We start from the raw sequence: 13,908 nt of genomic DNA, 5'->3' as shown, positions 1-13,908 counted from the left end.
CCTTCTACTCATCTGTCATGGAATTGTTCATCAGTTTATAGATGGATGCCAGTTTCTCATCCACTGCATTAAAAATCTGTTTGGTTTCTTCCGGTGTTCCGAATGTATTGGTAATTCTCAAACCTGTATAGTATGCATCACCATACCAGGCAATGATTCTATTATACGTATCACTCGGAAAATACGGCGAATAGCCATAATAAAAGCTTAAGTCATAGGTATCCCTTCTTATTTTTAAATCTTTAATGGATACCCATTCATTTCCAGACAGCATCGCTTCTTTCACACGATTCTCCAGAACCGTATACAATTCATACTCCGTTCCGCTGAACTCATCGCCTTCATCGGCCCCGTATGTATCAATCCCGGACTCATCCTGCTGTGGTTCCATGGGTTTAATATCGCCCGTCGGCAATGTAACATCCTCATTTTCGTCCGCAAACGCCTTTTGCGGCATCACAAAAATGGATGCCGCAAGCAGAAACAAAAATGCTGTCAGTTTAACGATTCTCTTTTTTCTCCTCTCCATGCGCTTTTCCTCCCTGCAATTCTTCTAAATACAGTTTTGCATCTTTTAAGAAGCTGACCGCAATCATCACGATCACAATGCCGATCGGAAATGCCGCTACGATACTGACAGACTGCAGACTGTTCATGGAACTCTCTGCAAAAAGAAGTGCAATCGGAAGCAGGATCAGCAGGATACACCACATCAGCTGAATTCCTTTTGCCGGCTCTTCGCCGTCTTCCAGTTTCCGGTAGCTGTAGCACGATGCCGTCAATGCGATCGAGTCGAACGATGTCGCATAAAATGCAACCATCGTAACTAATACAACAACCATAATCAGCGGTGCACACGGCATGGTTTTGATCATCGACACGATCAGATGATATAAATCTCCACTTTCATTATACTGCGAAATGAAATCAATTGCACCTGAAATCTGCTTTCCCATCGAATAATTTCCAAGAATAATAAAGCTGACAAGCGTGGAACCCACACCAAAACCGTATCCGCCGAGAATCGTCTGGCGCACTGTTCTTCCGCGGGAAATGCTGCCAATGAAGAACGGTGCTGCCACACACCATACCATCCAGTATGCCCAGTAATAAATGGTCCAGTTCTGTGGGAAGTTTGTCGTACGCATCGGGTCCGTATACGTCGATAAGCCGATAAAGTTCTGAATCATTTTTCCAAGAGAAGAAAATCCAGTTTCAATAATATACCGCGTCTCTCCCCCAAACAGCAGGACGAAGGCAAGGAGTCCGAAAAACAGATAAATGCACACCTTGGCCAGAATGCTGATTCCTTTGAATCCATGCAGAAGAGAATAGGTATAAACACAGCAGGTGATCAGAAGAATGATAATATTAATCACAGTTCTGCTGACTTCCATATGGAACAGCTCGCCGATGATTTCCGCCATCAGAGGAGTTGCCACACTAAAAGTGGTAGCAGTTCCGGCCAGCAATGCAAAGACAGCCAGAAGGTCAATCAGACGGCCGCCAATTCCATCTGTCTGTTTTCCCAGAATCGGACGGCACGCCTCGCTGTATTTCTGACGGTTTCGTTTTCTTACATGAAGCATAAAGCCAAACGCAACAGCCAGTACCAGATAGAATCCCCACGGGATAAAGCTCCAGTGAAACAGTGGAAATACGCCTGCCCAGTCCTGAATGCTGCCAAGTTCTGCGATGTGAGGATCTGTTGCGTACAAAATCCACTCAGAGAACGAATAAAACAGAATATCTGCTGCCAGACCACAGGTAAACATCATGCATCCCCATGCAAAAAAGGAATATTTTGGCTTCTCATCCGGCTTTCCAAGCACAATATTTCCGTATTTGGAGCCTGCCAGAAACAGAGACAGAAAGAAAATGCCAAGTCCGATGACCAGGTAATACGTTCCAAAGGTGTCTCCAAACAGAAATCGAATCTGGCCAAGTACCTGATTCGACTGCTCCGGTGCAAAGAAAAATACGATACATAGAGCAACGATCAGCGCCAGAGGCACCAGCGTAATCATCCAGTCGATTTCTTTTTTCTTCTGTTGGTTCTTACTGTTCATTTTCTTCCCTTTCTGCGTAATCCGCATACGATGCATCGAGTGCAACAAGCTCGCTGAAATTGTCTACTTCTATGATATCCTCTGCCTTCATTGGCCGGATGCCAAGCTGATACTCTTTCGGGTAGCAGAACATTGCCACATCGTCCCAGTAAATCTGACGGTTTTTCTTTACTTCAAACTCCTGCTCCAGATGGCCTTTTAACCGCTTTCCATCTTCTGCTGTCCATCGGGAAATGCTGTAGAGCTGCCAGCCGCCCTTTCCGCCGGTTCTGCTGCAGCCTGTCACAATGCCGTTTTCCACGGTCTGCAGCCACTCGTCGGTCTCATCATCCGTCCACACGCTGTTGTAACCGGATCGCTCAAACTCCGGTGCCAGAATTTCCGGATGATAGATGATCTGGTCACCGTCAAGAATAAACGCATTTTCCAGATGTTCCCGCGCCACATACAGCGATGCGATGTTGTTGCAGGTATCGTACCACGGATTGTCGATCAGCTTCAGACCCGGGTACTCCTCTTCCAGTGTCTGGAACTGTTCCTTGAGGTAACCGACTACCACGTAAATTTCTGTGATTCCGTTTTTGTGCAGTCCATTGATGACGGTATCAATCATCCGCACACCGTTTACCCGGACCAGCGGTTTTGGTGTTTTTAACGTTACCGGCTTCATCCGGTTTCCGAGGCCTGCCGCCATAATAATGGCGCGCTCTACTTTGTACATATTTCTTTTCCTTCCTCTCCCAGTTCCTGCTGGACAATTTTGTAATAATCTTTTGCGTAACGGTACTGCCGCAGGGAATATTCTCCGAATTCCACGCCTAATTTCCGTTTATATTCGCACCAGTTGCTCCAGAGCAGACCGCAGACTGCGATGTAGCAGTAGATTTTTATGCGTGTTCTGTCGTCACAGTTTCCTTCAAAATAAAGATCAATCAGATGGTCCACCTGCTCTTTTTTGTAAAGAGAATAGATACAGAACATCGCAATATCCACATGCGGATCCTGCATTCCGGCGTATTCCCAGTCGATCAGGCGGATCTCCTCTTTTCCGTTTTCTTCCACAAACAGAAAATTGTCCGGCACAGCATCAATGTGAGTGAGCACCCACTCTCCGGCATTTGCTTCGATGTAATCCTTTAACTGAAGCACATGCGCTTTCGTCTTTTCGTAATCTTTATATGCTGACGGAGTTCCTTCCCAGAGGCTTTCATAGTATTCCATCTGTCCGAACAGGTCGAAGGAATGGTCTACTCTTAATTTCTGCCCGTGAAACTCCCGCAGTTTCTTCATGCATTTCTGAAGATCTTCCTCATTTTCTGCATCGCAGACCCGCGCACCTTCGAGATATTCTGTGATTTTGTAGCCGTTCTCCGGGTTAATATAGGCAATCTCATCACAGATCCTGCGGCCGGCGATCGTCTGATATACAGCGGCTTCCTGCCTGCGGTTGATCAACTGATCGGTTCCCTCTCCCGGAATTCGCATAATGTATTTTTTATCTTTACAGGAGAATAAAAAGGATCGGTTTGTCATTCCTTTTTTCAGAACTGTAATGTTTGTCACTTCGTTCTGCTGTGCTCCAAGTGCTTCACAGATTACCTGAATCGCATCCGTCTGCAGCTGGCTGGAATCGCTGTCAATCTCACGCAGCTGCTCATAGGTATTGATTTCTACGGCATCGGCAGCATGTACAACACGGGCCGTCACAATCATTCTGTCTTTCCGGTATAAGGTTTCCTCCCAGAACGCTCCGTCGTATCGGGAATCTCTTCCCAGTTCTTCCAGACGCTCCCGCACGATCTCCGCTTCTGTTTCCAGCAGATAACAGATGCCGATCATCGCGTTTCCGCCTGCCTGTTCTTTCTGTACGACCAGCTCCTGCTTCCGGTTTACGCGGACGGTACTGTCATCATCCACCAGATCGCTGACCATGTACCAGGAATATAATTCGTTTCTGCTGTATGGATTCTTTTCACACCAGATATCACAGGGAATGATGTAGCTGTTTGATAAATGGGCTGCCGCCGTTTTCAGGGAATGCAGATTGTTTTTCGACACATAGTCCGGAGCGACGATCAATTCTACGCCGTATTCATCGATCAGATATTCATACTGCTCTTTCATAAATCCGACAACGACGTAAATCTCTGTAATGCCGACTTCATGAAGCTGACGGATTGTGCGCTCTATCAGCCGCTCTCCCTTGATTTCCAGAAGTCCTTTCGGTGTCTCTGTATTAATCGGAACCATCCGCATACCAAATCCGGCGGCAAGGATAATGGCGTTTTTCGGCGCTTTCTCTTTTGCCTCACGCAGTGTCTTTTCCGTCGGACGGATCTCTTCATCCAGGTAACCTTCTGAAATCAGTTCCTTGATCGAACGATTGACGATTCCAAGCGAATGGCCGGTCTGTGCGGCAAGGATACGCTGATTGATGAAGGGTTCTTTTATCAGGTTGTTCAATATATCTTGTTTTGAGTTGTTCATATACTTCCTTCTTTCATTTTTCATGAACTTTTGTTTTCGATTATACCATAACTTTATGACTTTTTCAATCCCCTGTGTGTTAGGATAGTTGTCAGTGAAAGATAATTACTTTTGTGGTAGTATATATGTGAACTTCCTATAAAATTAACTCTCATAAAATTCCTTTTAAAGTATGCTACAACTGGCTTAAAGCAAGAACATGTCGAAACGAGAGTTAATATTTCAGGAAGTTCACATAAAAAGGTCCAAATAATTAACATTATTTGGACCACCTGTCAAAGGAAGCCTTTTTCCTTTTCGCCGTCATCAGGACTTCTTTGCGCTTCCATTCATAAATTTTTCTTAAAATTTACCTTTATTTTACCACACTACTCCCAAAACTACAATATATCTCCATTTTTCATTTTTTTTACATAGAACCTTTCTGGCCTAATACAATCAGTACAGTTTTAAACAAAATCTTAATATCCAGCATAAAGGACCATTCTGAAATGTACTTCGTATCCAGTTTTACAACCTCTTCAAAATCTGTAATCTCGCTTCGTCCGCTTACCTGCCACATACCAGTCAGTCCCGGCTTGATTGCCAGTCTTGCTCTGTGATGGAGCTCATATTTCTCCCACTCATCCACTGTCGGCGGACGGGTTCCTACAAGGCTCATGTCGCCTTTTAACACATTGAAGAACTGCGGGAATTCATCCAGCGAGGTTTTGCGGATAAAGTTTCCGATTCCTTTGCCTGGTCCTTTTTCGCTTCCGATGACACGCGGGTCATTCTCCATTTTGAACATCAGACCATCGCTGACGCGGTTCTGTTTCATCAGTTCTTTTTTCCGCTCTTCCGCATCCATGTACATGCTACGGAACTTGTAAATTTTGAATTTTCTTCCGTTCTTTCCGACACGGTACTGTGAGAAGAAGATCGGGCCCGGAGACTTGATATAAATCGCAGGGGCAACGAACAGGAAGATGATTCCGGTCAGAATACATCCGGCAAGACCGCCGCAGATGTCCATGATTCGTTTCAGCACAAGCTGTCCTGCGCTTGCCATATTGATGCAGGTGGTGACCACGGTATAGTTGCCCATGCGCTCTACAGTCTGATTTTTTCCCTGCATTTCGTTCACGTCCGCAATTTTTACGTGGATCGTAATGCCCATCTCGGCGAATGCGTCGAATACTTTCTGCGGGATTTCTCTGCCTTCCGGCAGAACGATCAGCACTTCGTCGAACCACTCACGGCAGACATACTCAGCTGCATCTGCAAGGTTCGATACCACCGGTACGCCGTGGATTTTGTGTCCGGTTCTGTCCTGGTCTACGAGAACAACGCCAGTCGGACGAACGCCGATGTAATCGAAATCCAGCATGCTCTTTACAACGGACTGTGACTGTTTTTCGGTCGTGATGATCAGAAGCGAACGGCCGCTGTGTTCCCCGCTGCTGCGTTTCTTTACCACAGCCTTCCATCCGATGCGCATCAGATAGGAAAGCATTCCGTACAGAGCACCGGTCAGCATAATGGTTGCTCTGGAGAACTGATCTCCCTCCTGAATCAGGAACAGGTAGAATACACCAAGAACGATGATGTATACCATATTTTTTACAGTCATTCCGATTTCCACGAGGTATCCGCGCTTCATGACGTTTTTGAAGGAATCGTCAAAAAACATGATCATCAGCTGGATCAGAGCGAATACGATAGCCTCATTTCGGTAAATTGGGCTTCCATATGGCTTAAAACTGTGATGTCTTAAGAAATAACCCATGACGAAAGCCAGCTGAAGACAGATAATATCAAGAACCATAAAATCCAGATGCTTCAGCCATCCTGTGGATGATTTTTTGTACATACCTTTCTCCCCTGTCGTATTTTTTTCGCCGTACTCGTAACATTCTCTTGTTTCGCATAGTTTTTCTAGCTTTTATATTACCATTTTCACTAAAACCTTCTCATTTTTTCTGGTACTATGCATTTGCAATATCTTCTGTGACGAATACAGAACCATTTTTTTCTTTATTCCAAATATTCTATCCCATTTCTACTTATTTGTAAAGGTGTGGACACACTTTTGGACATAATTATTTCACATTTTTGCAAATTATTACATTTTATATTATTTCATCACATCCAGAATCTGTAATGTTTTCATCTTCTTTTCGACATAGCGATGGAGATATGCACGCAGCAATCGTTCCAGTTCGTCCAGGATCTCTTCATTTACGGTAAAACCATACAGCTTCGCGAGCGGTGCCGCAATGATATAGCGGCATGCCAGCACGGTGCCCGGCTGCAGCGGCCATGGATCTCTGATGGTTTTTCCACAGTTTGGGCAGTAGATGGCGCTGTCGCGCAGGGAGAAAACGGTCAGATTCTCTTTCGTGCCGCACTCCATGCAGGAGAACATCTGCGGTGCTTCTCCGCTGATTGTGATCGTCCGCAGTTCGAAGATGCACCGGATCAGGCGGAGGTCCTGTTTTCCGCTGCGGATGGCGTTCATCGTCACGTACAGAAGGTTCAGCATCTGGGTTTCATCGTTTCCTTCCTGGCCGAAATATTCGGCCAGTTCCAGAAAATAAAAGCCGTAATAAACGCCGGGCTGCATCTGCGCCAGGTCGAGGAAGTATTCTTTAATGTTTGCGCCGGAGAGGGTGTAGCTGTCACGGCCCTCGTAAACCTGAAACTCGCCGAAGACGAACGGATTGGAGACGGCCATCAGCGGGCTTTTCATGCGGCGGGCGCCGCGCGCGAAGGCGGTGATTTTGCCGAGCTCCCGGGTCAGGATCACGACGCGCTTGTCATACTCTCCGACCGGGGAGGCGGATAATACCATTCCGCTTACATTGATTGGTTCTCGCATGTTTCTTCCTTATTATAATGCAATATTATAAATCGAGTTTCTTTTTATCATATCCGAAGTTCTTCACGAGGAAATCGCTGTCGCGCCAGTCTTTTTTGACTTTGACCCAGAGCTTCAGGTTGACTTTCTGCTCCAGCATCTGCTCCAGCTCATACCGCGCGTTGCTTCCGATCTTCTTGAGCATCGCGCCCTGTTTTCCGATGATGATGCCCTTGTGGGAATCGCGCTCGCAGATGATGGTCGCATCAATATCAACGATTTTTCCGTTCGGGCGGTCTTTCATCTGGTCGATCACAACGGCGATGCCGTGCGGGATCTCTTCGTTTAAGGCGTACAGTGCTTTCTCGCGGATGATCTCAGCCACGATCTGGCGCATCGGCTGATCGGTGATGGTGTCCTCATCGTAGAACTGCGGGCCGTACGGCAGATATTTGAAGATGCTCGGAATGATGTCATCGGTGTTCTGATGGCGGAGTGCCGAGCACGGAATGATCTCGGCAAACTGGAACAGCTTGCGGTACGTATCGATGAATTCCAGGATTTTGTCTTTCTCCACGGTATCGGTCTTGTTGATAATGAGGATGACCGGCGCATTGACTTTCTCCAGGATCTCTGCGATATGGCGCTCTCCTGCTCCGATGAAGTTGCTCGGCTCTACCAGCCAGAGAATCACATCGACTTCTTTTAACGTTTTCTCGGCTACATCGACCATGTACTCGCCGAGCTTATTTTTCGCCTTGTGGATACCCGGTGTGTCGAGGAACACGATCTGTCCCTCGTCACACGTATAAACGGTCTGGATGCGGTTGCGGGTGGTCTGCGGTTTCTTGGATGTAATCGCAATCTTCTGTCCGATCAGGTGGTTCATCAGCGTGGATTTTCCCACGTTCGGACGGCCAATCAGGGCTACAAAGCCGGATTTATAATTTGCATTGTTTTCCATTGCTGTCTCTTCTCCTCATTTATAAGTTCTCTACGTTCTTAAACAGTTCTTTCTCTTTCTGAATGGCTGCTTCGCTTCCGACAACGCAGATGTTGTTCTGTTTTAAGGCTGCATCTACAAGGTCTGCCAGTGCATGAATGTCGTCCAGGGTTGCATCGAGGATCTGATCTCTCTCCTGCTGGAAGTCTGCTTCGGTGATGCCGTTGAACCATGCGCTCTCGGAGGTCTGGCCTTTTGCGGACGGGTTCATCGGGACGTCGAGTTCGCTGATCGTTCCGATGATGTATTTGGTCATCTGGCGCTCGTCTGCTTCGAAATTGCGCACGTAATCGCCGATACCGCGGTATACTTCAAGGGTTCTTCCGACGTTCGGGTCACGGTAGGAAGAAATGCACGCGTTTCCGCCTCTTCCGAAAGCTCCGCCGCAGCCGTAAGCGCCGCCTTTGACACGGATGTTGATCCACAGATAGTCATAGCTCAGCATGACACGCAGGATGCGCAGGGCTCCTGTGTAGTCGTAGCCTTCGCGCTCGAAGTTTCCACAGAGTGCCACGTACTGTACCTGGCCGGAGGTCTGGAAGGCTTCGTTTTTCTGTTCAAAGTCATACACAATGCTGCCCGGCTCCACTTCGTCGGTGTACAGATTCTCTTTGAATGCTGCGATTTTTTCTTCCAGCGGTGCGTAGCCTGTCTCGTCTGCGGTATAGGAGACGGTCAGATTCTCTTTGCGGAAGATGTATTTCATCAGGGTCTGCAGATTTTTAATCAGTTCTGCTTTTTTCTCATCGAAGTTCTCGTCCAGATCTTTTAAGAGCTGGTAGAAGCCGATGCCTGCGATGCGGTCCTGGAAATTGCTCATCGGGGAGTAATAGGAAGCTGCACGCATCACAGCCGTTGCATTTCCGGCGGAAGACAGGCGGTTCTGCAGGCCGGATTTCATGCTGGAGATGATCTCGTGAAGACGTTTCTCGTCATCCAGGCGGGAGGTGTTCAGGATTTCCTCAATCATTTTCATGACGAAATCCAGTTTGTCGTACAGGAATTTCGCGCGGATGCCGAACATTCTGCGGCAGTCGTCATCATTTTCCGGAATGCGGAATACCTGCAGTCCACAGTTGATGCCGCCGGTCTGTGCATTGATCTCGTTGAACAGTTCGCCGTAGGTGTAGTGTTCGGTGTCCACATAGCCGAGAACGGATTTTAATACGCCCATGTACGGGATCAGATCGTTCGGCACATTTTTCGTATCAAACAACAAGCTTAAGTAACCGATGCCGTTCGTGAATACGTTGTGATGAAGCACTGTCGTTCCATCGACTTCATGCTCGTCATTGTAAAGTTTGATAGACTCACGTTTGATATCGCTTCGTTTCAGGAGCGGAATCGTCTCGAGTACTTCCTCGCTCTCCTCTTCTTCCTGATATGCTGCCAGCTCTTTGGTGTCAGCAATGATTTTCTCGATCTCTTCTTTTGACAGGCTCTCTTTGTATTTCTGCAGTTTTTCTGCGGTCTTTGCATCATTTTCTGCGGCAAGACCGGTCTTTGGAATGAGGGTCACGATGGAGGCATGGGTGTTGTCCAGCAGATACGTCTGGATCAGGTTTTCGAAATAGCCTTCTTTTGCCAGTTTTTTCAGCTCATCGTAGATCGCAAGCTGCTGCAGGTAGGCGAACGGTTTGTTCTCGTCGTACAGCCAGCTGTCGAAGACGTCGATGCCGTACATCAGGCCCTTTGGGAAGCTGGAGAAGTCCGCCTCACGGAAACGGAATTCGAAATAGTTGATGCCTGCCTCGATGGCTTTCTGATCCATGCCGTTTTTCACGATATCCTCGAGGGTGCCGCGGATGATGGACAGGAATTTTTCTTTCTCATTTTCATCAGCGTTCTTGGCTACGATGGAGAAGAATGGCTGCAGGATGCCGTCCTCGTAGGAACCGTAAACATCTTTTCCGATGTGTGCGTCAAGGAGTGCCTGTTTGACCGGGGCTCCCGGTGCGTCAAGGAGTGCATACTCCAGAACAGAAAATGCCACGTTTAATTTTACATCCAGACCGCTGCCAATGACCATGTTGTAGGACAGGTACGCATTGTTTTCAAGCGGATCGCCGTCGAGCACCGGGTACTCGTGTACAATGTCGAGGGTCTCTGCAAATGGTTTCTGATACGGGATTTCGGATTTTACTTCTTTTGCATCAAAATGGGACAGGTATTTTTCATCCATCCATACCAGTTTTTCTTCCATATCCATGTTTCCGTACAGGTAGATATAGCTGTTGGACGGATGGTAATAGGTCTGATGGAATTTCAGGAAGTTTTCGTAGGTCAGGTTCGGGATGCAGGACGGATCTCCGCCGGATTCTACGCCGTACGGAGTGTCCGGGAACAGGGTGTTGAATGTTTCACGCTCCAGGACATCGTCTGCGGAGGAGAAGGCTCCTTTCATCTCGTTGTATACAACACCGTTGTAGGTCAGCGGGCCGTCTTTGCTTTCCAGATGATAGCTCCAGCCTTCCTGACGGAAGATTTCGTCGTGTTTGTAAATGTTCGGGTAGAATACGGCGTCCATGTAGACATGCATCAGGTTCTGGAAGTCGGCATCGTTGGTGCTGGCTACCGGGTACATGGTTTTATCCGGGTAGGTCATAGCATTTAAGAAGGTGTTCAGGGATCCTTTGACGAGTTCTACGAAGGGATCCTTTAACGGGAATTCGCGGGAGCCGCAGAGGACGCTGTGCTCGAGGATGTGGGCTACGCCGGTGCTGTCGGCCGGCGGGGTACGGAACGCGATGTTGAATACTTTGTTGTCATCCTCCGTCTCGAGAAGCAGCACGCGGGCTCCGCTTTTGTTGTGGCGAAGGAGGTAGCCATGTGCGTGGATATCATCAATCTGCTGTTCCTGCAGCAGGGTATAGGCTTTGCAATGTTCTGCGTTCATTTTTGTATATCCTTTCTTGTTTTTCTTTATTATTTCCGGTTTTATGCAGTCAAAAACGGACCGCAGTGCCCGTTTACTGGGATTTTCTGCGGCCCTGTCGGTTTTTATTCTTCGTGGTCTGTTTCTGCGTCGGTAGTTTCCGCCTCATCCACATGATCTTTTACTTCGTCATTTGCAGCATTGTTCTGCGCATTTCTCTGCGCCTGAGCTGCGGCAGCCTGTGCCATCATCGCCTCGAGATTCGGGCGGACACTCTGCGCCTGGGCTCCCATGATTCTCTGGAGCTGTTCTCTGGTCAACAGAAGGTTGAAGCCGGACGGGTTGATGACGAAGCCTTTGGCCTGTTTCATCAGGTACGGCAGAAGGTGCTGGAACGGGATGGCTGCCAGACGGAGTTTTGCCTGCGGATCCGGACGGAATTTCTGGAATTCACCAATATCGGAAAACAGCGGCTGGAAGATGTCTTCGTTCTGGTTTTTGATGTACGGGATGCGCACGTCTGGTCCCGGGTTGGCCGGATCGAATTCGCCCTGTACCTGGGAGATGTCGATGGCAAGGATGAATTTGCTTCGCATCAGGTTGACAAGCATTTCTTCTTCGAGTTCACGCAGGTGCTGCATGCGTTCGGCATCGTCTCTTTTCTGATTTGGTTTGCGGAGCTCCTGCAGGAAATAGACTACAGTGAGCTGTACGCCAGGGTTGAGGACCGGAAGATGCTGTTTGTTCATTTTTTCCATGTCCGGTTTCGGGAAGATCTGCTCCAGCTCGATGCGGCGGGTCTGACCGCCTTCGTGGAAGATGACCATGTTGACACCTTCTGCGTAGAGGCCCATATAGAAGTTCGGCATCTGCTTGCGCAGTACTTTTACGGTAAGCAGCGGGGTGTTCTTCTCTACATAGGATTTTGCAAATTCTTTAGCTGCTTCTTCTTCGGTAAACATGTATACCTGATCATCAAAGGTTTCCGGATCGCACTCTACGTATGGGAGTTTCGTGATCTGGGAAAATGTGACATAGATGATTTCCATGCTCTGAAATTTCTTCATTGTGAAGCTGTTGTCTACTGTCATTTGTGGTTGAGTCCTTTCTTCGCTCTTAGAGGATATGGTATCCCCAAAATATCTATGTGACATTATATCATACTTTTGGTGGGTTGCCAAAGGTTTTCTTTGGGGGTAACGGACCGCGCAGACCAAAGCTGTCGAAACGGGGCCTGACTTTGCATGACGGCGGGAGAGGGCTTTTTGTAGTCTGTAATTGGGGCGTGCAGACTACGGAAATGTTTTTTAACACATTCTAGTTAATCGCTTTGGCATTGGGGTAGATTTTTTCCATTCGGGCGTCCGGGAAATGGGCATCTATGGTCTGCTCGATGGCATTAGCTGCGGGCTTTTGGTGGGCGCGTTCGTCGTATCGGGCGAGAGCAAGGGTAGATACGAGCATGTTGGCCACCATGAACACGATCAGGATCCAAGTGATGATTTCTCCGAATTTCATCGGGATTTTTTCAATCCAGCGCGAAATGACAGGATAGAATTTTTTGAGCCAGACGACGGCGGCTATTCCCCAGAAGAAACAGTACAGGAGGTTGATACGGCCTCCGAGGTTGAAGGGAATGTCGCTGTAGTCCCAGAAGACTTTTCCGAATACGATTTCGGTGAACACACTGCAGATGTATTCGTAGGCTCCGCCGAGGAAGGTACCAAAGGCAAACAGGAATCCATCGGAGCGGTCGCGGTAGTTGTAGAGGAACCAGGTAGCGAGGGCGATGGCCAGGCCCCAGACGATGCTGAACGGGCCCCAGACAAGGCTGCTGCGGCTCATCCAGACACCGGCGGTGATGCGGCAGAATATGGCTTCTGTAATATCGCCCAAAAATGCGCCGATGATGAAGAGAAGAACGATTTTGTAAAAGCTGCATCCTTCGGCAAATACGCCGGTTTCTGTTTTCTCTTTTTTCTCCGGAACTGGCTGTACGGCCGGATAGGCACGTTCCACACGACGCTCCAGATAGCGGTAAACACGGACAGAAAGGCGTCTGGTGAAGGCGTCGATCTGATCGTTCATAGCGCTGATCCGCGGCATTTTTTTCGTGATGTGGTGCAGAACAGCATAGGAACCGACGGCATCTACTACCAATATACCAAAGAGAATCCAGGATGTGATATGCAGGAAACCGGCCGGAATTAAATGAAGAACTGTAAAGCAGAGGCGATTGCCGATTTTCATGGCAAGCAGTCCTAAAATTCCCCAGAGTACAGAATACTGGAGGCAGATATAGCCGTCCATGTTCCATTTTTTATTGGAATAGTCCCACCATTTGCCATGGCCAATGCGTTCCAGTGCGTGACCGGCCAGCCACTCGACTGCGGTAGCGATAATCATACAGCCAAGGAACAAAAAGACGGGGCTTGACTGCAGTTCATACAGATAACGTGTCATAAAGACAGCTGTGATTCCATAGATGGCGCAGAGCGGACCATTTAAGAATCCTCTGTTTACCATATGTTTTTTCCGGATCGCGGCCACAGAAGTTTCCAGAAGCCATCCAAGGAAGGCGTAAAAGAAAAACAGGCCGAGATAGTCATAAATTGTATAGTTCATGTTCTTCTCT

At 47.9% G+C, this 13,908-nt stretch carries 10 protein-coding genes; all 10 read right to left on the bottom strand.

The genetic code is table 11. The annotated features are described in order from the left end of the window. Nucleotides 1-4: 4 nt before the first annotated feature. The 10 genes from DW743_RS04385 to DW743_RS04340 all read right to left on the bottom strand — a co-directional run bounded on the left by DW743_RS04385 (nucleotide 5) and on the right by DW743_RS04340 (nucleotide 13,898). A complete protein-coding gene (locus tag DW743_RS04385; RefSeq protein WP_117760620.1) occupies nucleotides 5-529 on the bottom strand; it encodes a hypothetical protein in 525 nt (174 codons plus the stop codon). Further along, nucleotides 501-2,069, bottom strand: coding sequence for a BCCT family transporter (locus tag DW743_RS04380; protein WP_055227905.1), 1,569 nt, complete (start codon nucleotides 2,067-2,069; stop codon nucleotides 501-503). The genes DW743_RS04385 and DW743_RS04380 overlap by 29 nt, the downstream gene beginning before the upstream one ends. Beyond that, entirely contained in the window at nucleotides 2,059-2,790 is a 732-nt protein-coding gene (locus tag DW743_RS04375; RefSeq protein ID WP_117760619.1) for an NTP transferase domain-containing protein, read from the bottom strand. Before DW743_RS04375 ends, DW743_RS04380 begins: the two co-directional genes overlap by 11 nt. Then, the gene (locus tag DW743_RS04370) at nucleotides 2,778-4,556 is read right to left on the bottom strand and encodes a phosphotransferase (RefSeq protein WP_117760618.1); all 1,779 of its coding nucleotides are present in this window, start codon (nucleotides 4,554-4,556) and stop codon (nucleotides 2,778-2,780) included. Before DW743_RS04370 ends, DW743_RS04375 begins: the two co-directional genes overlap by 13 nt. Before the next feature lie 409 nt (nucleotides 4,557-4,965). Continuing rightward, entirely contained in the window at nucleotides 4,966-6,408 is a 1,443-nt protein-coding gene (locus DW743_RS04365) for a sugar transferase (RefSeq protein WP_117509402.1), read from the bottom strand. Between the two features lie 264 nt (nucleotides 6,409-6,672). Further along, the gene (gene recO, locus DW743_RS04360) at nucleotides 6,673-7,416 is read right to left on the bottom strand and encodes a DNA repair protein RecO (protein WP_117509403.1); all 744 of its coding nucleotides are present in this window, start codon (nucleotides 7,414-7,416) and stop codon (nucleotides 6,673-6,675) included. Nucleotides 7,417-7,441: 25 nt separating this feature from the next. Beyond that, nucleotides 7,442-8,359 carry a GTPase Era gene (gene era / locus DW743_RS04355; protein ID WP_055227900.1) on the bottom strand — a complete coding sequence of 306 codons (918 nt, stop codon included), beginning with the start codon at nucleotides 8,357-8,359 and terminating at the stop codon, nucleotides 7,442-7,444. Nucleotides 8,360-8,378: 19 nt separating this feature from the next. Beyond that, complete coding sequence (locus DW743_RS04350; RefSeq protein ID WP_117760617.1) at nucleotides 8,379-11,294, bottom strand: insulinase family protein; 2,916 nt, start codon at nucleotides 11,292-11,294, stop codon at nucleotides 8,379-8,381. A 104-nt stretch (nucleotides 11,295-11,398) separates the two neighbouring features. Further along, entirely contained in the window at nucleotides 11,399-12,364 is a 966-nt protein-coding gene (locus tag DW743_RS04345) for an SseB family protein (RefSeq protein ID WP_158568537.1), read from the bottom strand. A 226-nt stretch (nucleotides 12,365-12,590) separates the two neighbouring features. Beyond that, nucleotides 12,591-13,898: a putative ABC transporter permease gene (locus tag DW743_RS04340; protein WP_117760615.1), complete on the bottom strand. Its 1,308-nt coding sequence runs from the start codon at nucleotides 13,896-13,898 to the stop codon at nucleotides 12,591-12,593. Between the last annotated feature and the right edge of the window lie 10 nt (nucleotides 13,899-13,908).

This window comes from Blautia sp. AM28-27, assembly GCF_003480905.1.
Taxonomy (GTDB): Bacteria; Bacillota; Clostridia; order Lachnospirales; family Lachnospiraceae; genus Fusicatenibacter; species Fusicatenibacter saccharivorans.
This window is presented reverse-complemented; position numbering and strand designations above follow the sequence as displayed.